The 18,279-nt window shown below is 72.2% G+C and carries 20 protein-coding genes; 9 read left to right on the top strand and 11 right to left on the bottom strand.

Annotated elements, in window-relative coordinates; translation table 11 throughout:
* Nucleotides 1–2 precede the first annotated feature (2 nt).
* From ACTWPT_RS29815 to ACTWPT_RS29805, 3 genes are all read right to left on the bottom strand, one after another.
* Complete coding sequence (locus ACTWPT_RS29815) at nt 3–1,166, bottom strand: low temperature requirement protein A (RefSeq protein WP_443180791.1); 1,164 nt, start codon at nt 1,164–1,166, stop codon at nt 3–5.
* Nucleotides 1,167–1,273: 107 nt separating this feature from the next.
* Nucleotides 1,274–2,782 (bottom strand): glycoside hydrolase family 43 protein, encoded by a 1,509-nt coding sequence (locus ACTWPT_RS29810; RefSeq protein WP_443180928.1) that lies wholly within the window; start codon nt 2,780–2,782, stop codon nt 1,274–1,276.
* A gap of 139 nt (nt 2,783–2,921) precedes the next feature.
* Nucleotides 2,922–3,095: a hypothetical protein gene (locus tag ACTWPT_RS29805; protein WP_443180790.1), complete on the bottom strand. Its 174-nt coding sequence runs from the start codon at nt 3,093–3,095 to the stop codon at nt 2,922–2,924.
* 21 nt (nt 3,096–3,116) lie between these two features.
* On the opposite strand from ACTWPT_RS29805, the gene ACTWPT_RS29800 reads away from it, so the two are divergent.
* A complete protein-coding gene (locus tag ACTWPT_RS29800; protein ID WP_443180789.1) occupies nt 3,117–3,443 on the top strand; it encodes a hypothetical protein in 327 nt (108 codons plus the stop codon).
* A gap of 6 nt (nt 3,444–3,449) precedes the next feature.
* Here ACTWPT_RS29800 and ACTWPT_RS29795 read toward each other — a convergent pair whose 3' ends face one another.
* Together ACTWPT_RS29795 and ACTWPT_RS29790 are read right to left on the bottom strand one after the other, a co-directional pair.
* Entirely contained in the window at nt 3,450–4,325 is an 876-nt protein-coding gene (locus ACTWPT_RS29795) for a dioxygenase family protein (protein ID WP_443180788.1), read from the bottom strand.
* A 43-nt stretch (nt 4,326–4,368) separates the two neighbouring features.
* On the bottom strand, nt 4,369–4,863 hold the full coding sequence (locus ACTWPT_RS29790) for a MarR family winged helix-turn-helix transcriptional regulator (protein ID WP_443180787.1): 495 nt from the start codon (nt 4,861–4,863) through the stop codon (nt 4,369–4,371).
* A gap of 121 nt (nt 4,864–4,984) precedes the next feature.
* Here ACTWPT_RS29790 and ACTWPT_RS29785 point away from each other — a divergent pair, with 121 nt between their 5' ends.
* Together ACTWPT_RS29785 and ACTWPT_RS29780 are read left to right on the top strand one after the other, a co-directional pair.
* Nucleotides 4,985–5,359, top strand: coding sequence for a DoxX family protein (locus ACTWPT_RS29785; RefSeq protein ID WP_443180786.1), 375 nt, complete (start codon nt 4,985–4,987; stop codon nt 5,357–5,359).
* A 73-nt stretch (nt 5,360–5,432) separates the two neighbouring features.
* The gene (locus ACTWPT_RS29780; protein ID WP_443180785.1) at nt 5,433–5,585 is read left to right on the top strand and encodes a hypothetical protein; all 153 of its coding nucleotides are present in this window, start codon (nt 5,433–5,435) and stop codon (nt 5,583–5,585) included.
* Nucleotides 5,586–5,672: 87 nt separating this feature from the next.
* On the opposite strand, the gene ACTWPT_RS29775 is transcribed toward ACTWPT_RS29780, so the two are convergent.
* The 6 genes from ACTWPT_RS29775 to ACTWPT_RS29750 form a co-directional block, all read right to left on the bottom strand.
* Nucleotides 5,673–6,080 carry a cupin domain-containing protein gene (locus ACTWPT_RS29775; RefSeq protein WP_443180784.1) on the bottom strand — a complete coding sequence of 136 codons (408 nt, stop codon included), beginning with the start codon at nt 6,078–6,080 and terminating at the stop codon, nt 5,673–5,675.
* A gap of 10 nt (nt 6,081–6,090) precedes the next feature.
* Entirely contained in the window at nt 6,091–6,912 is an 822-nt protein-coding gene (locus ACTWPT_RS29770) for a phosphoenolpyruvate hydrolase family protein (RefSeq protein ID WP_443180783.1), read from the bottom strand.
* Nucleotides 6,909–8,144: a Tm-1-like ATP-binding domain-containing protein gene (locus ACTWPT_RS29765; RefSeq protein ID WP_443180782.1), complete on the bottom strand. Its 1,236-nt coding sequence runs from the start codon at nt 8,142–8,144 to the stop codon at nt 6,909–6,911. The genes ACTWPT_RS29770 and ACTWPT_RS29765 overlap by 4 nt, the downstream gene beginning before the upstream one ends.
* Before the next feature lies 1 nt (nt 8,145).
* Entirely contained in the window at nt 8,146–8,535 is a 390-nt protein-coding gene (locus ACTWPT_RS29760) for a carboxymuconolactone decarboxylase family protein (RefSeq protein WP_443180781.1), read from the bottom strand.
* Nucleotides 8,535–9,278, bottom strand: a complete 744-nt coding sequence (locus tag ACTWPT_RS29755) for an SDR family NAD(P)-dependent oxidoreductase (RefSeq protein WP_443180780.1) — start codon at nt 9,276–9,278, stop codon at nt 8,535–8,537. The genes ACTWPT_RS29760 and ACTWPT_RS29755 overlap by 1 nt, the downstream gene beginning before the upstream one ends.
* A gap of 96 nt (nt 9,279–9,374) precedes the next feature.
* Nucleotides 9,375–12,014: a family 78 glycoside hydrolase catalytic domain gene (locus ACTWPT_RS29750; RefSeq protein WP_443180779.1), complete on the bottom strand. Its 2,640-nt coding sequence runs from the start codon at nt 12,012–12,014 to the stop codon at nt 9,375–9,377.
* Between the two features lie 118 nt (nt 12,015–12,132).
* On the opposite strand from ACTWPT_RS29750, the gene ACTWPT_RS29745 reads away from it, so the two are divergent.
* From ACTWPT_RS29745 to ACTWPT_RS29720, 6 genes are read left to right on the top strand one after another with little or no spacing between them, the layout of a single operon-like run.
* Nucleotides 12,133–13,134 carry an aldo/keto reductase gene (locus ACTWPT_RS29745; RefSeq protein ID WP_443180778.1) on the top strand — a complete coding sequence of 334 codons (1,002 nt, stop codon included), beginning with the start codon at nt 12,133–12,135 and terminating at the stop codon, nt 13,132–13,134.
* Nucleotides 13,134–14,810 (top strand): hypothetical protein, encoded by a 1,677-nt coding sequence (locus ACTWPT_RS29740; protein WP_443180777.1) that lies wholly within the window; start codon nt 13,134–13,136, stop codon nt 14,808–14,810. Before ACTWPT_RS29745 ends, ACTWPT_RS29740 begins: the two co-directional genes overlap by 1 nt.
* Nucleotides 14,810–15,832: an NAD(P)-dependent oxidoreductase gene (locus ACTWPT_RS29735; protein WP_443180776.1), complete on the top strand. Its 1,023-nt coding sequence runs from the start codon at nt 14,810–14,812 to the stop codon at nt 15,830–15,832. The genes ACTWPT_RS29740 and ACTWPT_RS29735 overlap by 1 nt, the downstream gene beginning before the upstream one ends.
* Nucleotides 15,829–16,608, top strand: coding sequence for an HpcH/HpaI aldolase family protein (locus tag ACTWPT_RS29730; protein ID WP_443180775.1), 780 nt, complete (start codon nt 15,829–15,831; stop codon nt 16,606–16,608). Before ACTWPT_RS29735 ends, ACTWPT_RS29730 begins: the two co-directional genes overlap by 4 nt.
* The gene (locus ACTWPT_RS29725; protein ID WP_443180774.1) at nt 16,601–17,038 is read left to right on the top strand and encodes a VOC family protein; all 438 of its coding nucleotides are present in this window, start codon (nt 16,601–16,603) and stop codon (nt 17,036–17,038) included. The genes ACTWPT_RS29730 and ACTWPT_RS29725 overlap by 8 nt, the downstream gene beginning before the upstream one ends.
* Nucleotides 17,035–18,273 carry a four-carbon acid sugar kinase family protein gene (locus tag ACTWPT_RS29720; RefSeq protein ID WP_443180773.1) on the top strand — a complete coding sequence of 413 codons (1,239 nt, stop codon included), beginning with the start codon at nt 17,035–17,037 and terminating at the stop codon, nt 18,271–18,273. Before ACTWPT_RS29725 ends, ACTWPT_RS29720 begins: the two co-directional genes overlap by 4 nt.
* The last annotated feature ends 6 nt before the right edge of the window (nt 18,274–18,279 follow it).

Here is an 18,279-nt window from a genome sequence, read left to right as displayed (position 1 = left end):
TCCTAAACGGCCGGTTCGCCGGGGATCTCGTCCGCGTGGTGGCGGCGCTCGATCAGCAGCATCGCCACGAGGACCGCCACCACGGCGGCAAGGTGCAGGCCGGCGTTCACCACCGTGCCGATCGGCATCGTCGCGAGCACGGCGGCCGCCGTGACCAGCCGGCTGCTCACCGGCACCGTACGCAGCGACCGGCGGACCCACACAATGCCGGCGAGGAACATCACGACCCCGCCGCCCAGCGCCAGCGCCGACTGCCAAGACGCCGGGGAACCGGGATGCGCCACCGCGCCGTGCATCCCGGCGGCCGCGATCATGACGCCCAGCAGCGCCGGGATGTGCGCGAACCCGAGCCGCAGCGCCAGCCGGGCGCGCGAGCCCGGCTCGGCGGCGCTCAGCACGGCCTCGGCGGCGGGGGTGTCGGTGAAGTACGTCCACCACAGCGCGCCCGGCAGCGCGAGCGCCAGCACCACCATGGCCAGGATCCCTGCGGACAGGTGCGTGACGTCCACGCCCATCCCGATGACCACGACGGACTCGCCGAGCGCGATGATCACCAGAAGGCCGTGCCGCTCGACGAAATGCTCAGGGGCGATGCGGAAGGACCATACGACGCTCAGCCACGACCGGCGCGGCACGAGATAGGGCACCACCATCTGCAGCGCGAACGCCGCCACCCAGCACACGTACTGCGGAACTCCCCCGGCGAGCCCGCCGGCCAGCACCAGCAGGGCGGCGCCCAGGTTGTACGGGGCGAGCCGGCGCAGCCCCCTGCCGACGTCGGCCTGCGTGAAGAGGATCAGATGGACGCTGATCACCACGAGGTAGCCGACACCGAAGACGACCCCTGTGCCCGTGAAGGCCCGCGGCATGCCCACCGCCGCAATCAGGAACCCCGCCATGGCCACGAAGAGCAGCAGCTTCTGCGCGGGCAACCGGGGCGGGACGTGGTTGGAGAGCCACACGTATCCGTCGAACATCCACCACAGGATCGCGAAGAGCAGCAGCACGCGGCCGGCGCCGGGAAGCGACAGGTCGGCTTCGAGGATGTGGGTGAGCTGGGTGAGCGTAAAGACGAAGACGACGTCGAAGAAGACTTCCACCGTGGTCACGCGGTCGGCGGGCGCGCGGTCGGCCCCCCGCCACCGCGGCGCCCTCAGCCGCGCCACGCTCACCTCCCTACGCCTCGCCCGCCGGCCGGCGGTGCGGCTCTCACCCTACTGAGTCCCCGCGCGAGGCCGCGTGAACACCAGCGGCGCGACCGTTGCGACGCCTCTCACCGACCGCCGGCACCGCCACCGGCGTCGTACTCGAACCAGTCGAAGCTCGCACTTCCCTCGATCACGTACATGCCGATGACCCGCCCGGTGAAGCCGGTCGCCACCTCCGTCGACAGGTAACGGCCGTCCAACTCGGCCAGCAGCACCCCGTCGGCGGAGAAGGCGATCGTGTCCGGCCCGCGGCCCTCGATGCCCAGCGGTTCTGCGGCCGGCCCGGTCGCGGACGGCGGCAGGATGTCGCGGGTGCGGAAGTCGAGGGCGAGCGTGAGCGGCCCCGGCGGCACGGCATGCTCGGCCACGCACTGGCGCAGCGGCCCGATCCTGGCGATCACCCTCGCCTGCCCGTCGCTCACCTCCAGGTCGTAGTGGTGGGCCTCGTCGATCCGCACCGACAACCCCGCCCGCGACGACCCCGGATCGAGGCGGGCGGTGACGCGGCAGTCGTGGTGCTGCTGGCGGCGGCCGATGAAGGTGTGGCCGGGCCGATCGAGGGTCGGGCCGGTGGCGTGCAGGGTCAGCCAGCCGGGGCGTTCGGTCAGCGACCAGGAGCCGTCGGGGCGGCCGCGCGGCGAGACCCAGCACAGCGCCGGCGTCTCGCCGTCGAAGTCGTCCCGGGACGGCGTTTCGGGGAACGGGTGCCAGGCGTCCGGTGCGGGATGGCGTTCCTCCACCGGTCCCACGACCGGCCAGCCGTCCACCCAGGTGACCGGGGTGAGGAGGGTCTCCCGGCCGAGGACGTGGAAGTCGGGGCTGTGGCCACGCGGGCGGGTGCCCAGCAGCACCATCCACCAGCCGCCGTCGGCGGCCTGGACGAGGTCGGCGTGCCCGGTGCTCTGGATCGGCCGGTCGGTGCCGCGGTGGGTGAGGATCGGGTTGACCGGTCCGGGTTCGAAGGGGCCGCGCGGCGAGCGGGCGCGGGCGATGGAGACGGCGTGGCCGCGTTCGGTGCCGCCTTCCGACATCAGCAGGTACCACCAGCCGTCCACCCGGTACAGGTGCGGCGCCTCGGGATATTTCCCGCCGGTGCCCGACCAGATGGGGTACGGCCCCTCCAGGACCTTGCCGGCCTCCGGGTCGATGCGCGCGACCTGGTTCCCGGAGACGGCGCTCCAGCAGGAGCCGTCCTCGTCCCAGGCCAGGTCGGGGTCGACGCCGGGCAGGTCGATCCAGACCGGGTCGGACCAGGGGCCTTCGGGGCGGTCGGCGGTGACGATGAAATTGCCGCCGCCGCTGACGTTCGTCGTGATCAGGTAGAACCGGCCCGCGTGGTGCCGGAGGGTCGGCGCGTAGATCCCGGCCGAGGCGGACGTCTCAGGCGGCAGGTCCAGCTGCGAGGGACGGTCGAGCACGTTGCCGATCTGCCGCCAGTGCACCAGGTCGCGGCTGTGGAAGATCGGCACGCCGGGGAAGTACTCGAAGCTGGAGCACGCGAGGTAGTAGTCCTCGCCGACCCGGCACACGCTCGGGTCCGGGTGGAACCCGCCGATCACCGGGTTGTCGTACATGCGCACGTCAGGGGTGTCCTTTCCGTCCGGCCGCTGGTGACCGCCGAAACTTTCGGTCAGCAGCCGATCATCAGGTCGGGACTCTAGGTGCGCTCCTCGACACTCGTCAAAGGCATCGTCCGGCGCCAGCTGCGCGAAGTCAGCCGAGATTCACCTGGTACGTCTCCAGCCGGCTGATCGCGTCGCCCTCGAACGTGAACACGTCGCTGAAGACGAAGTGCAGCGTGCCGCCTTCCTTCATGACGGCGCTGCCGCCGCCGATCTGTCCCGATTCGTCGGCCAGGCGGTCGCCGTTGACGCCGATCCGATGCATGGATGTGACTCCCTAACGTGCATGCGGGCGACACTGCGCTCGGTGCTGGCCACCTGGCGCTGGGAGACCACCTGGGGCTGGGACTACCCGGCCATCGCCATGACCGCCACGCGGCTGGGCGAGCCGGCGACCGCCGTCGACGCCCTGCTGATGCCCGTGGCCAAGAACACGTACCTGCCGAACGGCCACAACAGGCAGACGGCCGCCCTCCCCGTCTACCTGCCAGGCAACGGTGGTCTCCTGTCGGCGGTCGCACTCATGGCCAAGGGCTGGGACGGCGGCCCGCCGGCGCCGGGCTTCCCGGACACGTGGACGGTCCGGCAGGAAGGGCTGCTGCCGATGCCCTAGACAGCGTCAGGTCTCGAGCGAGCGCTTCGAGAAGCCCATCATGTAGCCGTCGATGACAGTGCGAACCGGCCGATCCGGCCGGCCGCCCGCGCCGAGCGTGATGAACAGCGGGATGTAGTGGTCCACCGTGGGATGGGCGTACGGCATGCCGGGCGCCCGCGTCCGGTACGCGGCCAGTTCGTCCACGTCGCCTCGGGCCAGCGCGCCGGCCGCCCAGGCGTCGAAGTCCGACGACCAGGACGGGACCGCGCCCTCCAGCATCTCCCTGGTGACGAACGGCAGCCCGTGCGTCATGAAGCCCGACCCGATCACCAGCACGCCCTCCTCCCGCAACGGGGCCAGCCGCGCCCCGAGGTCCAGGAGCCTGGCGGGGTCGTGGGTGGGCAGGCTTAGCTGGAGCACGGGGATGTCGGCCAGCGGGTACATGGCCATGAGCGGCACCCACGCGCCGTGGTCGAGCCCGCGGCCGGCGTGCTGGTGGACCGGCTCGTCGTCGGGCATCATCGCGGCCACGCGCCGGGCCAGTCCGGTGGCGTCGGGGGTGTCGTACCGCATGGTGTAGTAGCGGGGATGGAAGCCCCCGAAGTCGTACACGAGCGGGGTGTGCGCGCCCGGGTCGGACAGGGACAGGGGCGCGGCCTCCCAATGGGCCGAGACGATGAGGATGCTCTTCGGCTTGGGCAGGGCCTGGGCCCAGGCGAACAGCTCGTCGATCCAGTGGCCGTCGTCGAAGAGCGGGGGCGCGCCGTGGCTGATGTACAGGGCGGGCAGGGGGCCGTCGGCGGGCGTCCACGCGCGCTGGGCGCGGGCCAGGGGCAGCGCGCTGGGCAGGAACGCGTCGTGCGCGCCGGCGGGCACGTCCGGGTTGAAGAGGGACGTCATGGAGAGGCTCCTTGCTGAGGGACGGCGAGGTCAGGCGTGGAGGTCAGCGCCCGCCGAGGCAGGTCTCGTCGGGGTCGATGGCGAGGGAGATGCGGCGGCCGATGTCACGCAGTTGCCGGACCTGGGCCTTGGTGATGGGGTCGAAAACGTAGCGGCGCACGGCCTCGACGTGTCCCGGGGCGGTCTCGACGACCTTCTTCCAGCCCTCCACCGTGAGGGTGGCCAGGGTGTAGCGGCCGTCGGCCGGGTCCGGTGTGCGGCGCACCCAGCCGCGCTTCTCCAGCCGCTTGACCACGTGCGAAAGGCGTGACAACGACCCGTCGGAGAGCGCCGCCAGCTCGCTCATCCGCACGCTCTGTTCCTCGCTCATCGACAACATCGCCAGCACCTGATATTCGAAATGGCTGATCCCGGCGTCGCGCTGCAGCTGACCGTCCAGCGCGGCCGACAGCCTGATCAGCACGCTGACCAGCACCAGCCAGCTCTCCATCTCCTCCTCGCTCAGCCAGCGCGGCTCCTGGTTCTGTACGTTGTCCATGCCGTCCACTCTAACTTGAACTCTCAAGTGATCGCGCCTCGGATTGACTTGACGCTTCAAGTCGCAGCCGCGTACATTTCGAGTTGAAACTTCAAGTCACCCCCCAGGGATCGGAATCCCGATGAACGTCGTACTGTGGATCGGCGCCGGCCTGCTCGCCCTCGCGTTCCTCGCCGCCGGGCTGATGAAGATCAGCCAGCCGAAGCAGAAGCTGGCCGCCTCCGGCATGGCCTGGACCGAGGACTTCTCCCCCGGTGCCGTCAAGGCGATCGGCACGCTGGAGCTGCTGGCCGCCATCGGGCTGATCCTGCCCGCCGCGTTCGGCATCGTGCCGGTGCTGACGCCCCTGGCCGCGACCGGCCTGGTCCTGGTCATGATCGGAGCGGCGGTCACGCATGCCCGCCGCAAGGAGCCCCAGATGATCGTGGCCAACGTGGTGCTGCTCGCCCTGGCCGCCTTCGTGGCCTGGGGCCGGTTCGGCCCGTACTCCTTCTGACGGAATAGGGCGCGGAAGCGTCCTGTTCCACCGCGAACAAGTTCAGATTCGAACTTATGGCGAAGGGATCGTCATGGAAATCGCCTTCATGCTCGTCATGAGCATCATCGTCGGCATCGTCCTCACCGGCGGGGTCGCCGCCCTCGTGCTGAGCGGCATCAGGGATCGGCAGTGGCCGGTGCGCCGGTGGCGGACCGTCGTCTACCGCGGCTTCATCCCCCGTTGACCCCAGCCCGATCCACGGGTGATGGGCACTGGGGGCCGGCCGCGGACGAGCGTGTTCTCCCCGAACGCGCTCGTCCGCGGCGGCGCGTCAGGCCTGCCGCCACTCCGCGACGCTGCCTGCCTCGTACAGCGTGAGGTCGGGGGCGGCCTCCAGCGCCTTCTCCTCTCCCCCGGGCGTGTACGTGACGATCAGCCGCAGCGGCCGCCAGGTCGTGTTGAACGTCGAGTGGTAGGCGCCCGCCGGGATGTGCACGGTGTCGCCCTCCTTGATCGTGAACTCCTGCCCGTCGTCCACCATCTGCCGCCCCTCCCCCGAGATGACGTAGATGACCTCCTCGGCGTTGGGGTGGTTGTGACGGGCGTGCCCCCTGCCGGGGTTGACGATGACCTCGCCGAGGGTGCTGGCCGCCCCCGGGATGGCCGACGGGGTGACGAACCACTTGATGGACCCCCAGTCGAAGGCCATCGTGGGCACGTTGTCGGGGCTGACGTGCATGGCACTCTCCTCAGAAGCTCAGTGACTTGAAGGCTCGGACCTGCTCGGTGATGGCGCGCTCGGTCGGCAGCCGCTCGACGGACGAGGCCCCGAAGAATCCGACGACGCCCTTGGTGCGCGACAGCACGTAGGCGGCGTCCTCGGGCTCGGCGATCGGCCCGCCGTGGCAGAGCACGAGCACGTCGGGCCGTGCGGCGGCCGCCGCGTCCCGCATGGCCTGCACCTTCTCGGCCGCCTCGTCCAGGCTCAGCGCGGTGCCCGCGCCGATGCTGCCCTTGGTGGTCAGCCCCACGTGCGGGACCAGCACGTCGGCGCCGGCCTCGGCCATCGCCCGTGCCTGGTCCTCGTCGAAGACGTAGGGCGCGGTGACGAGGTCGCGCTCGTGGGCCAGCCGGACCATCTCGATCTCCAGGTCGTAGCCCATGCCGGTCTCCTCCAGGTTCTGCCGGAAGAGCCCGTCGTACAGGCCCACGGTCGGGAAGTTCTGCACGCCGGCGAACCCCATGGCCTTGAGCTGGTCGAGGAAGAGCGGCATGACGCGGAACGGGTCGGTCCCGCAGACCCCGGCCAGCACGGGGGTGTCGCGGACGACCGGCAGCACTTCGGAGGCCATCTCGACGACGATCTGGTTGGCGTCACCGTACGGCAGCAGCCCGGCCAGCGAGCCGCGCCCGGCCATCCGGTAGCGGCCCGAGTTGTAGATGATGATCAGATCCACGCCTCCGGCCTCGGCGCACTTGGCCGACAGGCCCGTGCCGGCGCCCGCGCCGACGATGGGCCGTCCCGCGGCGACCGGCGCGCGGAGCCTGGCGAGGACGTCCTGCCTGTTCACGAGGCACCTCCGGTGATCAGGTCGTGGAGCCGCTCGGCCATGGCACGGCCGAAGGCGGGGTCGTTGATGTGCAGGTCGAGGTCCTCGACCGCGACGCCGGAGCCGCGCAGGCCCTCCTCCATGGCCTCGAAGCAGGCCGCGTCGGCCTTCGAGTCGGCGAAGGCGGCGCCGGGCGCGTCCAGCGCGGAGACCCCGCGCCGGGGCACGAACAACACCGCAGGCCCTTTCGCGTCCCGCAGCTTGGCGGCCACGCGGCGGCCGAGCTCGCGCATCTCCTCGGCGGTGGTGCGCATGAGCGTGACGGTCGGGTTGTGCACGTACAGGAGGCGGTCGGCGAACGGGGCGGGCACGGTGTCGCGGGGGCCGAAGTTGACCATGTCGAGCGCGCCCGGCGCCACCACCTGCGGCACGCCGCGTGCGCCGGCCGCGGTGAGCCGCTCGGATCCTGCCGACAACACGCCACCGACGAGGTCGTCGGCCAACTCGGTGGTGGTCAGGTCGAGCACCCCCGCGAGTAGGCCGTCGGCCGCCAGGGCCTCCAGGGCCCGGCCGCCGGAGCCGGTCGCGTGGAAGACCAGCACCTCGTAACCGAGCTCGCCGAGCCGCTCGCGGGCGGCGTCCACCGCCGGGGTGGTGACGCCGAACATGGATGCGCCGATCAGTGGCCGGTCCTCGCGGGCGGCGGTGCGGGCGGCCTTGGTGAGCTGGTGCGCCGAGGCCATGCCGGCGGCCGCGGCGGCGGCGTTGCCGAGGATGGCCCGCGAGACCCGGTTGACGCCCGCGATGTCGACCACGCTGTACATGAGCGTGACGTCCTTGGCCCCGACGTACGGCGACACGTCGCCGGAGGCCATCGTGGAGACGATCAGTTTGGGCAGCCCGATCGGCAGGTCGCGCACGGCCCGCGCGGCGATGGACGAGCCGCCGCTGCCGCCCAGCGCCAGCACGGCGTCCACGCGGCCGTCGGCGTGCAGCCCGGCGAGGACGGCTGCCGCGCCCTCGCCCATGGCCGTGACGGCGGCCCCTCGGTCGCCCGCCTCCCGCAACGCCCGCACGTCATGGCCGGCCGCCGCGGCGACCTGCTCGCTGGAGACGTCGACGAGGGCGCCGTGCGGGCCGACGCCCGCGTCGATGACGATCACGTCGCTGCCCAGCTCCACAAGCCGGTTACGCAGCCACGCGTACTCCTCGCCCTTGGTGTCGAGGGTGCCGATCAGTACGACGGTCGGCATGTTATGCCACACCTCTCTGCTCGAAGACCTTCTTGGCCACGGTGAGCGCGTTGATCGCCCGTGGGAACCCCGCGTACTGCACGCAGTGGATGATCACCTCCACGATCTCCTCGGGGGTCAGGCCCACATTGAGCCCGGCGTTGATGTGCCCTGTCAGCTGTGGTTCCACGCCGCCGATGTTGACCAGGGACGCGATCGAGGCGATCTGCCGTTGTTTGAGGTCCAGCCCGGGGCGGGAGTAGATCTCGCCGAAGTTGAATGCCACGCCGTAGCGACCGAGGTCGGAGCCGAGCCCCGACAGGGCGGCGAGCAGCCGGTCGGCGGCGCCCTCGCCGTACACCTCGTCGTAGCGGGCCCGGCCCCGTTCCATGCCGTTCGCAGGGTCGCTCATCAGATGGAGTGACCTCCGTCCTGGGGCAGGATGACGCCGGTCAGGTACGCGGCCGAGGGCAGGCAGAAGTGCACGATGGTCTCCGCCAGGTCCTCGGGGCGGCCGAGCGTCCTGGTGGGGATCTGAGCGAGCAGGGCCTCGCGCTGATCGGGCGTGTCGCGGTCACGGCCGGGCGTCCGCTGGGCGCCGGGGGCGATGCAGTTGACCGTGACGCCGTCGGTGGCGTACTCGATGGCCAGGGCCTTGGTGAGGCCGACCACGCCGGCTTTGGCGGCGGCGTACCCGGTGGCATGCCTGACCAGGCGGCCGCCGCGCAGGGCCGCGATGGAGGCGATGTTGACGATGCGGCCGCCGCCGCGGGCCAGCATCGACGGCACGACCGCGCGGGTGACGTTGAAAACACTGGTCAGGTTGACGTCGATCATGCGCCGCCACTCGTCAGCGGTCATCTCATGAAATTTCCGGACCATGCCGCCGCCGGCGTTGTTGACCAGGATGTCCACGCCGCCCCACGCGTCGGCGATCTGCCCGACGGCGGCCTGTGTGGCGTCCAGGTCGGTGATGTCGGCCTTGAGCTCCAGGGCCGCGCGCCCGGTCGCGCGGACCGCGTCCCCGAACTCCTCCAGGCCCTGCACGTCCAGCCCGGCGACATCGCAGCCCTCCCTGGCCAGGACCTGGGCGAACACCTTTCCCATGGCGCCTCCCGCGCCGGTGACGACGGCCTTCCTGCCTGCCAACCTCATTTGACAACCTTTCACTTGAGCGCGCCCGCCGTCATCCCCTGCCCGCCGCGGCGGCCAGCCCTCCGGCGCTCAGGACGTCACATCGTGTGGGGATGTTCAAGGCGTCGTCCTCTCGTGTGTGAGCCAGGGGGTCGTGAAGCGGTGGCGGCCGGAGGCCACCGAGCACACGACCACGCCGTCACGCCGTTCGAGTACGGTGACGTGGGCGGAGGGCTCGATCGCCCCGCGGTCGCGGGTGGGGACGTGCACCGTGGCGGCCGCGCCCGGTGGGACGAGGACCTCCAGCGTGAGCACGCCGCCCGTCAGCGACCATGCGGACTCCACGCGCCCCCGAGCGGTCTCCTGCACGGCGCGGGCCCAGGTGAGCTTGCCGCCGGGGTGCGGGCTGACGACCAGGCCGGCGTACCCTGATGATCCCGCCGCCTGGCCGATCCCGGCCACGCCCCCGTAGAGCCAGTCGCCGACAGCGCCCAGGCTGTAGTGGTTGAAGGAGTTCATGGCGGCCGACTGGAACCCGTGTTCCGGGGTCCAGCCGTCCCAGCGTTCCCAGATGGTCGTGGCACCGTGCTTCACGGAGAACAGCCAGCTGGGGAAGGTCTCCTGGTGGAGGAGCCGGTAGGCCAGGTCGGCACGGCCGACCCTGGTCAGCACGGGGCACAGCAGCGCGACGCCGAGGAAGCCGGTGGTGAGGTGGCCGTTGTGGGCGGCCAGGTCGCGCACCAGGTGAGCGGCCGCGCGCTCCGGGTCGGTCAGGCCGAACTCCAGGGCGAGCAGGTAGCAGGTCTGGGTGTCGCCGCGGATGCGCCCCTCCGCGTCCACGAACGCGTCGTCGAACGCCTGCCTGATCGCCGCGGCCAGCTTCTCGTAGCGTTCGTGCGGCTCGCCGAGGACCCTGCACGCTTCCGCCACGAGGGTGGCGGACTGGGCGAAGTACGCCGTGGCCAGGACCTCGCGCGGGGTGTCCGCGCCGACCTGCAGCCAGTCGCCGTAGTTGCGGCCGGTACGGGTGCGCCAGATCAGGTCGGGGTTGTGCCGTTCGATGCCGTCCACCCAGGCGGCCATCGCGGGCAGGCAGCGTTGGAGGAGGCGGCGGTCGCCATACAGGCGATGCAGCGTCCACGGCACGATCACGCCCGCGTCGCCCCAGCCGGGCGCGCCCTCCCTGGTCAGGCAGACCTTCGGCGCCACGTCGGGGAAGCCGCCCTGGGCGTCCTGGCCGGTGAGCACGTCCGGCATCCAGTCGGCGAAGAACGCCGCCACGTCGGCGCCGCGGGCCGCCGTGGGCAGGAAGACCTGCGCGTCGGCCAGCCAGCCGAGCCGCTCGTCTCGCTGCGGGCAGTCGGTGGGCACCGCGACGAAGTTGCCGCGCTGGCCCCAGCGGATGTTCTCGTGCAGCCGGTTGACGAGCGGGTCGCTGCAGCTGAACTCGCCGGTCCACGGCGTGTCGCTCTGCAGCACCCGGCCGGTGACCTCGATGGGGCCGTCGTAGCCGGTGATCTCGACGTAGCGGAAGCCGTGCACGGTGAAGGCCGGCTCGTACACCTCGACGGGGTCGCCGGCGCATATGTAGACGTCGGTGGCCTCGGCGCGGCGCAGGTTGGCCAGGTGCAGGCCGCCGTCCTCCAGCATCTCGGCATGGCGCAGCCGGATCCGGCAACCGCGCTCGGCGCCGCGGACGGTCAGGCGGACCCGGCCGACCATGTTCTGCCCGAGGTCGGCGATGGTCGCGCCGCCGGCGGTCCGCCAGGTGTCCTGGGCGGGCAGGTCGGCGACGACGCGTACGGGGGCGCTCGCCGACCAGACGAGGGCGCCGGTGCCGGTGCCGGTCGCCAGGGCGTTCGGCCAGCCGATGTCGTCGAAGCCGGGCTCGTCCCAGCCGTCGAGCCGCTTGGTGGCGTCGAAGTACTCGCCCATGAGCAGGTCGGCGTAACGCAGCGGGCCCGGGGACTCCCGCCAGGTGCCGTCGGTGGCGATCACACGCCGGGCGCCGTCGGCGAACTCCATGACGAGCTGGGCGATCAGCTGCGGTGCGTCGCCGTACAGCTTGCCCGCCTTGCGCGGGTCGAAGCCGACGAAGCCGCTCCACCAGCCGTCGGCCAGCAGCGCGGCCAGGACGTTGGGGCCTTGGCTCAGGTGCGCGGTGACGTCATAGGTCTGGTAGCGGATGCGGTGGCGGTAGTCGGTCCAGCCGGGCTCGAGCTCGCCGTCGGAGACGCGGGCGCCGTTCAGCGAGAAGCGGTGCAGGCCACGGGCGCTGGCGTGCAGCCGCGCCCGCACCGGCGCCTCGTCCAGGTCGAAGGATTTGCGCAGGTGGGAGCAGGCGGAAAGCTTGCGGGTGTTGAGCGTGAGGTCGTCGTCGCGCGGGGGCTCGAAGACCGGCAGCGAGCCGTCGTCCCTGGCGATCCAGGCCGCCTCCCAGCCATCCATGAGCCCGGTCTCGAACCACGACGCCGCGCGGCCCGCCACCGCGCCCCACGCGTCGCGGACCTCGACCGTCCAGTCGTAGCGGGTCGAGGGCTCCAGGGGCGGGCCCTCGTAGGCGACCTGCTGTCCGCCGTCGCCCGAGGCCTCCCATACGTGCTCGCCGGCCGCTCGCACGGTGAGGCGGTAGCCGGTCTGGCGGTCGCCCATCGTGCCGGAGCGCAGTTTCCATGCCAGGCGGGGGGCGGGTTCGTCGACGCCCCGAGGACTTTCGAGGAATTCGCAGGTGAGGCCGTACGGAGACAGGCTGTGCATGCTTCTGACCACTTCCCTTCAATCGTTTCAAAGGGCTGGTTTCCGCGACGTTACGCGGCCCTGCGCGATTGGTCAACCGGTTGACCAATGCCTGTTTTGAGACGTACTGTCCCAAGTCATGGACTATGCGCTGCTCGGTCCGACAGGTATGCGGGTGTCGCGGATCTGCGTCGGCACGGCGACGTTCGGGGTGGCGCCGGACCCCGCCGGCGCGGACACGATCGTGCGGGGGGCGCTGGAGCGGGGCATCAACTTCTTCGACACCGCCAACTCCTACGGCAACCGGCCCCACTTCGACCGGCCCGGCGTGCCGCCGTGGACGGAGCGGGAATCGGCCGAGGAGCTGCTGGGGCGGGCGCTGGCCGGGCGGCGGGACGAGGTGGTGCTCGCGACCAAGGCAAGCGAGTCCGTCGGCACGGGGCCCAACGACCGCGGGCTGTCCAGGCGGCACCTGTTCCAGCAGCTGGAGCGGAGCCTGCGGCGGCTGCGTACCGATCATGTGGACCTCTACTACGCCCATCATCCCGATCCGGGCACGCCGCTGGAGCAGACGCTCGGGGCGCTGGACGATCTGGTGCGGCAGGGCAAGGTGCGGTACGCGGCGCTGTCGACGTACCCGGCGTGGGAGACCGTGCGGGCGCTGTGGATCTGCGCCGAGCGCAACCTGCACGCGCCCGTGTGCGCGCAGGTCCGCTACAACCTGTTCGATCGCACGCCCGAGGTCGAGCTCGTCCCCGCCTGCCGGAGCCTCGGGCTGTCGATCGTGGCCTTCAGCCCGCTGAACGGCGGGCTGCTGGCCGGGGCGGCGGGGCGGGAGTTCAGCGGAGAGCGGCGCTGGGGCGGCGGTGGCTTCGCCCCCGAGCACCTGGCCGCCGCGGCGCGTCTGGAGTCGCTGGCCGCCGCATGGGGACACCCGCCTGCCCGGCTCGCCCTCGCCTGGCTGCTGTCCCGGCCCTGCGTGGCCGCGGCCGTTGTCGGGCCCGAGAACCTCGCCGAGCTGGACACCGGCGTCGCCGCCGCCGGGTTGCGGCTGGAACCTGACCAGGTGGACGCGCTGACCGCCGTGCCCTCGTACCCGCGTACCGCCGACAGCCTGCTCGCGCGGCGGAAGGCCGGGTGATGGCAATGGTCGGCTTCGACCTGTCCGGGCCCCATCTCGACCGGGTGCGGGTGGGCGAGCTGGTGCTGTTGCGGCGGCTCGGGGTGATGGTCAGGGACGAGCGGTGGATGACCGTGCCCGGGCGGTTGCGGCGGGCGGATCGCGGGCCGGGTGGGCGGCTTGAGCTGGAGGTCTGGCATGGGTCGGACTTCAGGTGGCGTGGGAGCGTGGCCGTCGAGGGGGACTCGCTGACGTTCGAGGTGGACGGATGGGCTCTGCGGGACTTCTCCCGAGCGAGGATCGGGCTCTGCCTCATTCACCCGCTCCATCTCGCCGGGACCGCGGTGGAGATGAACGGGGTGGCGGCCGGGGTGTTTCCCGAGCGGATCAGCCCGCATCAGCTGTTCACGGGGATCCGGACGCTGCGGTATCGGGATGCGGGGGTGGTCGTCGGCATCGAGCTGGAAGGGGAGACGTTCGAGACGGAGGACCATCGGAACTGGAGCGACGCCGGTTACAAGACCTACGGCACGCCGTTGGCGGCGCCGTGGCCGGTGCTCGTGCGGCGCGGCGAACACATCCGCCAGCGCCTCCGCCTCACCGCCACCCCTGCACCCAGCACACCTCGCACCGCCCTCAACGACCTCACCGCGCCCGCCGCGCCGGCCGTCCGTGTGCGGGCCCGACGAACGTTGCCTCCCGTCGGGCTCGCCCTCGTGCGGCCGTCGGCGGGCCTGCCGGAGGCGCCGGTCGCGTTCGTGCACGCGACCGTGGACCTGGACGGCTCTGAGTGGCGCGAGACGGTCGCCCGCCTGCCGGCGACCGGCCGGCCGCTCGTCCTGAGCGCCGTCTGCTCCTCCCCCGACCGCCTGGCCGACCTGCGCGCCGCCTGGCCCGCCACGGACCAGCAGGCCGGTGGCGGCGCGCCGAGCGACCAACGCGCCCCTCAGAGCACGTCGGGCGACCAGTGCGCCCCTCTTGACACGCTGCTCGTCTTCGACCGTGACCATGGCACGCCGAGGAAGCTGGCGGTGGCGGCACGGGAGGCGTTCGCGGGGACCGGGGTGCGCATCGGGGGCGGCAGCCGTGCTCATTTCGCCGAGCTCAACCGCGCCCACGACCTGCCCGCCGACGTGCTCGACCTGGTGTGCTTCCCCATCGCGGCGCACGCGCACCACGACGACGAGGACAGTGCGCGGGAGACGCTCCTCGTCCACCCGGCGCTCGTCAGGCAGGCGGCCGAGCACGGGCGGCCGGTGTTCGCCGGTCCGGTCGGCCTGCTGCCCGCGTTCGGCTTCGCCGCACCGCCGACCACCGCACCCTCGCCCTCCTTCGAGGCCGCCTGGGCGGTGGGCGCCGTGGCCGCACTGGCCAAGGCCGGCGCCGCCGCCATCTCGCTCGCGGCCCCCGCACGGCACCTGATCATCGCGCTGCACCCGTTCACCGGTGGCGAGCTCTTCGACCCTGGGGTCCCGCCCGAGCTGGAGTCCCTCGCCGTACGACGGGACGACCGCACGCTGGTCCTGGCGGCGGCCCTGAACAACGCCGAGCCCGGCACCATCGACACGCGCGGCCATGCGGTGACCACCATCACCGAGGACGACGGCGTCCACGACCACCCGCCCGGCACCACCTCCATCACCCTCGCCGCGCCGTCCATCGCGATCCTCACGACTCCCCCAGGAGGCGACCTCTGATGCCCTTCAGGATCGGCCTGACCCGAGACTTCCTGACCGACGACGGACGCGTCGGCTGGGGCGACATCGGCCTGGCCGCGCTCGACGAGGCCGGCGACGTCACATGGGACTTCATCGACACCGCAGAAGGCGACATCACACCCGACGCGGTACGCGGCTACGACGCGCTCATCGTCCTCACCCCGCGCGTCACCGCCGACACGCTCAAAGGCGCCGACCGGCTGGTGCTGGTGGCCAGGTTCGGCGTCGGGTACGACAACGTGGACGTCGAGGCGTGCACCCGCCATGGCGTCCTGGTCACGATCACCCCCGGCGGCGTGCGCGGCCCGGTCTCGGTGGCCGCGCTGACGTTGCTGCTGGCCGCCGCCCACCGCCTCGGCCAGAAGGACCGCCTGGTACGCACCGGCCGCTGGAACGACAAGCTCGCCTACATGGGCACCGGCGTGACCGGCAGGACCCTGGGCCTGATCGGCTGGGGGAACATCGGCCGCGAGGTGTCCCGCCTGTGCGCCCCGCTCGGCATGCGGCAGCTCGCCGCCGACCCGTACGCCGACCCGGCGAAGGCGGCCGCGGACGGCGTCACCCTCACGGACCTGGACACGCTCCTGGCCGAGGCCGACTTCGCGGTCGTGACCTGCGCGCTCACCCCGCAGACCCATCACCTCCTGGACGCCGAGCGGCTGGCCAGGATGAAGCCGGCCGCGTACCTGATCAACGTGGCCCGGGGCCCGATCGTGGACCAGGTGGCGTTGACCGAGGCACTGGTGGCGGGACGCCTCGCCGGCGCGGCGCTCGACGTGTTCGAGGTCGAGCCGCCCGACCCGGCCGACCCGCTGCTCGCGCTGGACAACGTGCTGCTCAGCCCGCACGCGATCGCCTGGACCGACCAGCTGGCGCTCGGCAACGGCAGCGCCGCCATCCGCTCCGCACTCGACGTCGCCGCCGGCCGCGTGCCCGCGCACCCGGTGAACCCGGAGGCGCTCGACCACCCCCGCCTCCTCGCCAGAAAGGTTTCGCGTTGACCATCAAGCAGTGGACCATCAAGCAAGGGCTCCACGACGGAGGGCTCGTCCTCGGCACGTTCGTCTTCGAGTTCGCGACCAACGGCATCGGCAGGCTGGCGGCCGGCGCGGGAGCGCAGTTCGTCATCTTCGACGCCGAGCACACGGGGTGGGGGTGGGAGACGCTCGGCCGGCTCGTCGCGACGACCAAACCGGCGGGCGTGGAGCCGTACATCCGCGTGCCGACCGCCGAGCGCAGCCAGATCTCCCGCGCGCTGGACACCGGGGCGCGCGGCATCATGATCCCGATGGTGGACTCCGCCGAGCAGGCGCGTGACGTGGTGCGATGGGCGAAATACCCGCCCGACGGGGTACGCGGCGCGGCTTTCGGCGTCGCCCACGACGACTACGTCGCCGGCGACAACGTCGCCTACATGCGTGACACGAACGCCGGCACCCTGGTGATCACGCAGATCGAGACCGTCGCCGGGCTGGAGGCCGTGGAGGAGATCGCCGCGGTGGACGGCGTGGACGTGGTGTGGGTGGGTCACTTCGACCTGACCAACAGCATGGGCATCCCTGGGCGTTTCGACCACCCCGACTACCTGGCGGCGCTGGACCGCGTGGCCAAGGCGGCGCGGGCCGCGGGGAAGGCGGCCGGGTTCATGGCGGGCGGCACGCAGGAGGCCGCCATGCTGATCGAGCGCGGGTTCAGAATCCTGGCGTACGGCGGCGACCTGTGGATCTACCAGGCGGCGCTGCGGGCAGGGCTGCGCGAGGTCAGGGAACGTGGCTGACCTCGGCCCCCTCCTCGACCATGCCGGCCATGCCGGGATCGTCGACCACGTCGACCATGTCGGGATCGCGGTCCACGACGCCGACCAGGCCCTCGCCTTCTACGTGGAGCGGCTGGGGCTGACGGTGATCGGCGACGAGCGGGCGGCCGATCCCGGGGTACGGCTCGTGTACGTCGACGGAGGCAATGTGATGTTGCAGCTGGTGGAGCCGTACCGGGAGGGTCCTGTCGCCCGGTACCTGCGCGAGCGCGGCGAGGGCCTGCACCACGTGTGCTTCAACGTCCGCGACATCGGGGCCACCCTGGCGGCGCTGCCGGGGCAGCGGGACGCGCGGATCTTCATGGGCGGGCGGGGCCGGCGCGCCTGCTTCCTGCTGGAGGAGCCGAACGGCGTCCGCGTCGAGTTGACCGAACGGGACCCGTTCCGATGAGCCGGCGCGTGATCGTCCTCGACGACGACCCGACCGGCACCCAGGCCGCGGCCGGGGTGCCGGTCCTGCTCGACCTCGACGCCGACCTCCCGGACTCCGGGCCCTGCTACGTGCTCACCAACAGCCGGGCTCTGGAGGAGACGGAGGCGGTGGAGCTGGTGCGGCGGCTGCGGGCGCGGTTCGGACCCGCCGAGTACGTGCTGCGCGGCGACTCCACCCTGCGCGGCCACGTCTTCGCCGAGGCGGACGCGCTGGGCGCGGCCGACGGGGTGCTGCTTTTCGTCCCGGCCTACCCGGGTATCGGGCGGGTGACGGTGGGCGGGGTGCACTACGTCGTGGTGTCCGGCCGGCGGGTGGTGGCGGCCGACACCGAGTTCGCCGCCGACCCGGTCTTCGGCTACACGGCCAGGACGATGGCCGGGTGGGCGATGGAGGTGGGCGGGCGCGAGGCGACCACGGTCGGGCTGGACGCGGTACGGCGCGGCGACCTCGCCGGGATCCTGCGCCACGCCGCGCCGGGCAGCGTCGTCATCCCCGACGTCGAGACCGACGACGACCTGGCCGCCATCTCCGCCGCCCTGGACGACGTCAGCACCGCCGCGGGCGCGGGCCGCCTCCCCGTGGTGCTGCGCTGCGCCGCCCCGCTGGCCGCCATCCGCGCAGGCCGCCTCGCCCAAGGCCCGCTCGGCCGCCCCGCGGGCGGGCGCGCGCGTCCGGCGCGCGGGGCTCTGATCATCTGCGGCTCGCACACCGCGGCCGCCTCCGCCCAGCTCGCCGCGCTGGCCGAGGTTCTCGCCGCCCCCGTACGGACGATCTCCACGACCGCCGCGTTGCTAGACCCGCAGGCGGAAGCGCTCCGGGTGGCGGAGATCGCGCGCCGGGACCTCACGGAGCGCGGCGTGGCGCTGGTGGCCAGCGAGCGGAATCGGCACACCGACCACGGCACGCTGGCCCACGGCGCGCAGATCATGACCGCGATCTGCGCCACCGTGACGGCCCTCCGCCCGCACCTCGCCGCCGTGATCGCCAAGGGCGGCATCACCTCGGCCCAGGTGGCCCGCGACGGGTTGGGGGCCGCGAGCGCCTGGGTCGTCGGACCGCTGCTGCCCGGCGTGGCCGTCTGGGAGATCGAGGAGGCATCCCCTGGGACTACGATCTCGTACGCCGTCGTCCCGGGAAATGTGGGCGACACGCGAACCCTGGTCGACGTGGCGCACTCCTTCGGGCTGACGTGACACTCT

Origin of the sequence: Nonomuraea sp. 3N208 (genome assembly GCF_052245935.1) — a bacterium.
Taxonomy (GTDB): Bacteria; Actinomycetota; Actinomycetes; order Streptosporangiales; family Streptosporangiaceae; genus Nonomuraea.
The sequence above is the reverse complement of the archived record's forward strand: the minus strand, read 5'-3'. Positions and strand labels throughout refer to the sequence as shown.

What these genes read in the sequence shown, in the direction of transcription:
- ACTWPT_RS29805 (WP_443180790.1), bottom strand. Translation starts at nt 3,095, where the DNA reads ATGCATCGGATCGGCGTCAACGGCGACCGCCTGGCCGACGAATCGGGA.
- ACTWPT_RS29765 (WP_443180782.1), bottom strand. Translation starts at nt 8,144, where the DNA reads ATGCCGACCGTCGTACTGATCGGCACCCTCGACACCAAGGGCGAGGAG.
- ACTWPT_RS29785 (WP_443180786.1), top strand. Translation starts at nt 4,985, where the DNA reads ATGAACGTCGTACTGTGGATCGGCGCCGGCCTGCTCGCCCTCGCGTTC.
- ACTWPT_RS29745 (WP_443180778.1), top strand. Translation starts at nt 12,133, where the DNA reads ATGGACTATGCGCTGCTCGGTCCGACAGGTATGCGGGTGTCGCGGATC.
- ACTWPT_RS29795 (WP_443180788.1), bottom strand. Translation starts at nt 4,325, where the DNA reads ATGACGTCCCTCTTCAACCCGGACGTGCCCGCCGGCGCGCACGACGCG.
- ACTWPT_RS29750 (WP_443180779.1), bottom strand. Translation starts at nt 12,014, where the DNA reads ATGCACAGCCTGTCTCCGTACGGCCTCACCTGCGAATTCCTCGAAAGT.
- ACTWPT_RS29755 (WP_443180780.1), bottom strand. Translation starts at nt 9,278, where the DNA reads ATGAGGTTGGCAGGCAGGAAGGCCGTCGTCACCGGCGCGGGAGGCGCC.
- ACTWPT_RS29735 (WP_443180776.1), top strand. Translation starts at nt 14,810, where the DNA reads ATGCCCTTCAGGATCGGCCTGACCCGAGACTTCCTGACCGACGACGGA.
- ACTWPT_RS29780 (WP_443180785.1), top strand. Translation starts at nt 5,433, where the DNA reads ATGGAAATCGCCTTCATGCTCGTCATGAGCATCATCGTCGGCATCGTC.
- ACTWPT_RS29810 (WP_443180928.1), bottom strand. Translation starts at nt 2,782, where the DNA reads ATGTACGACAACCCGGTGATCGGCGGGTTCCACCCGGACCCGAGCGTG.
- ACTWPT_RS29775 (WP_443180784.1), bottom strand. Translation starts at nt 6,080, where the DNA reads ATGCACGTCAGCCCCGACAACGTGCCCACGATGGCCTTCGACTGGGGG.
- ACTWPT_RS29740 (WP_443180777.1), top strand. Translation starts at nt 13,134, where the DNA reads ATGGCAATGGTCGGCTTCGACCTGTCCGGGCCCCATCTCGACCGGGTG.
- ACTWPT_RS29790 (WP_443180787.1), bottom strand. Translation starts at nt 4,863, where the DNA reads ATGGACAACGTACAGAACCAGGAGCCGCGCTGGCTGAGCGAGGAGGAG.
- ACTWPT_RS29760 (WP_443180781.1), bottom strand. Translation starts at nt 8,535, where the DNA reads ATGAGCGACCCTGCGAACGGCATGGAACGGGGCCGGGCCCGCTACGAC.
- ACTWPT_RS29800 (WP_443180789.1), top strand. Translation starts at nt 3,117, where the DNA reads ATGCGGGCGACACTGCGCTCGGTGCTGGCCACCTGGCGCTGGGAGACC.
- ACTWPT_RS29720 (WP_443180773.1), top strand. Translation starts at nt 17,035, where the DNA reads ATGAGCCGGCGCGTGATCGTCCTCGACGACGACCCGACCGGCACCCAG.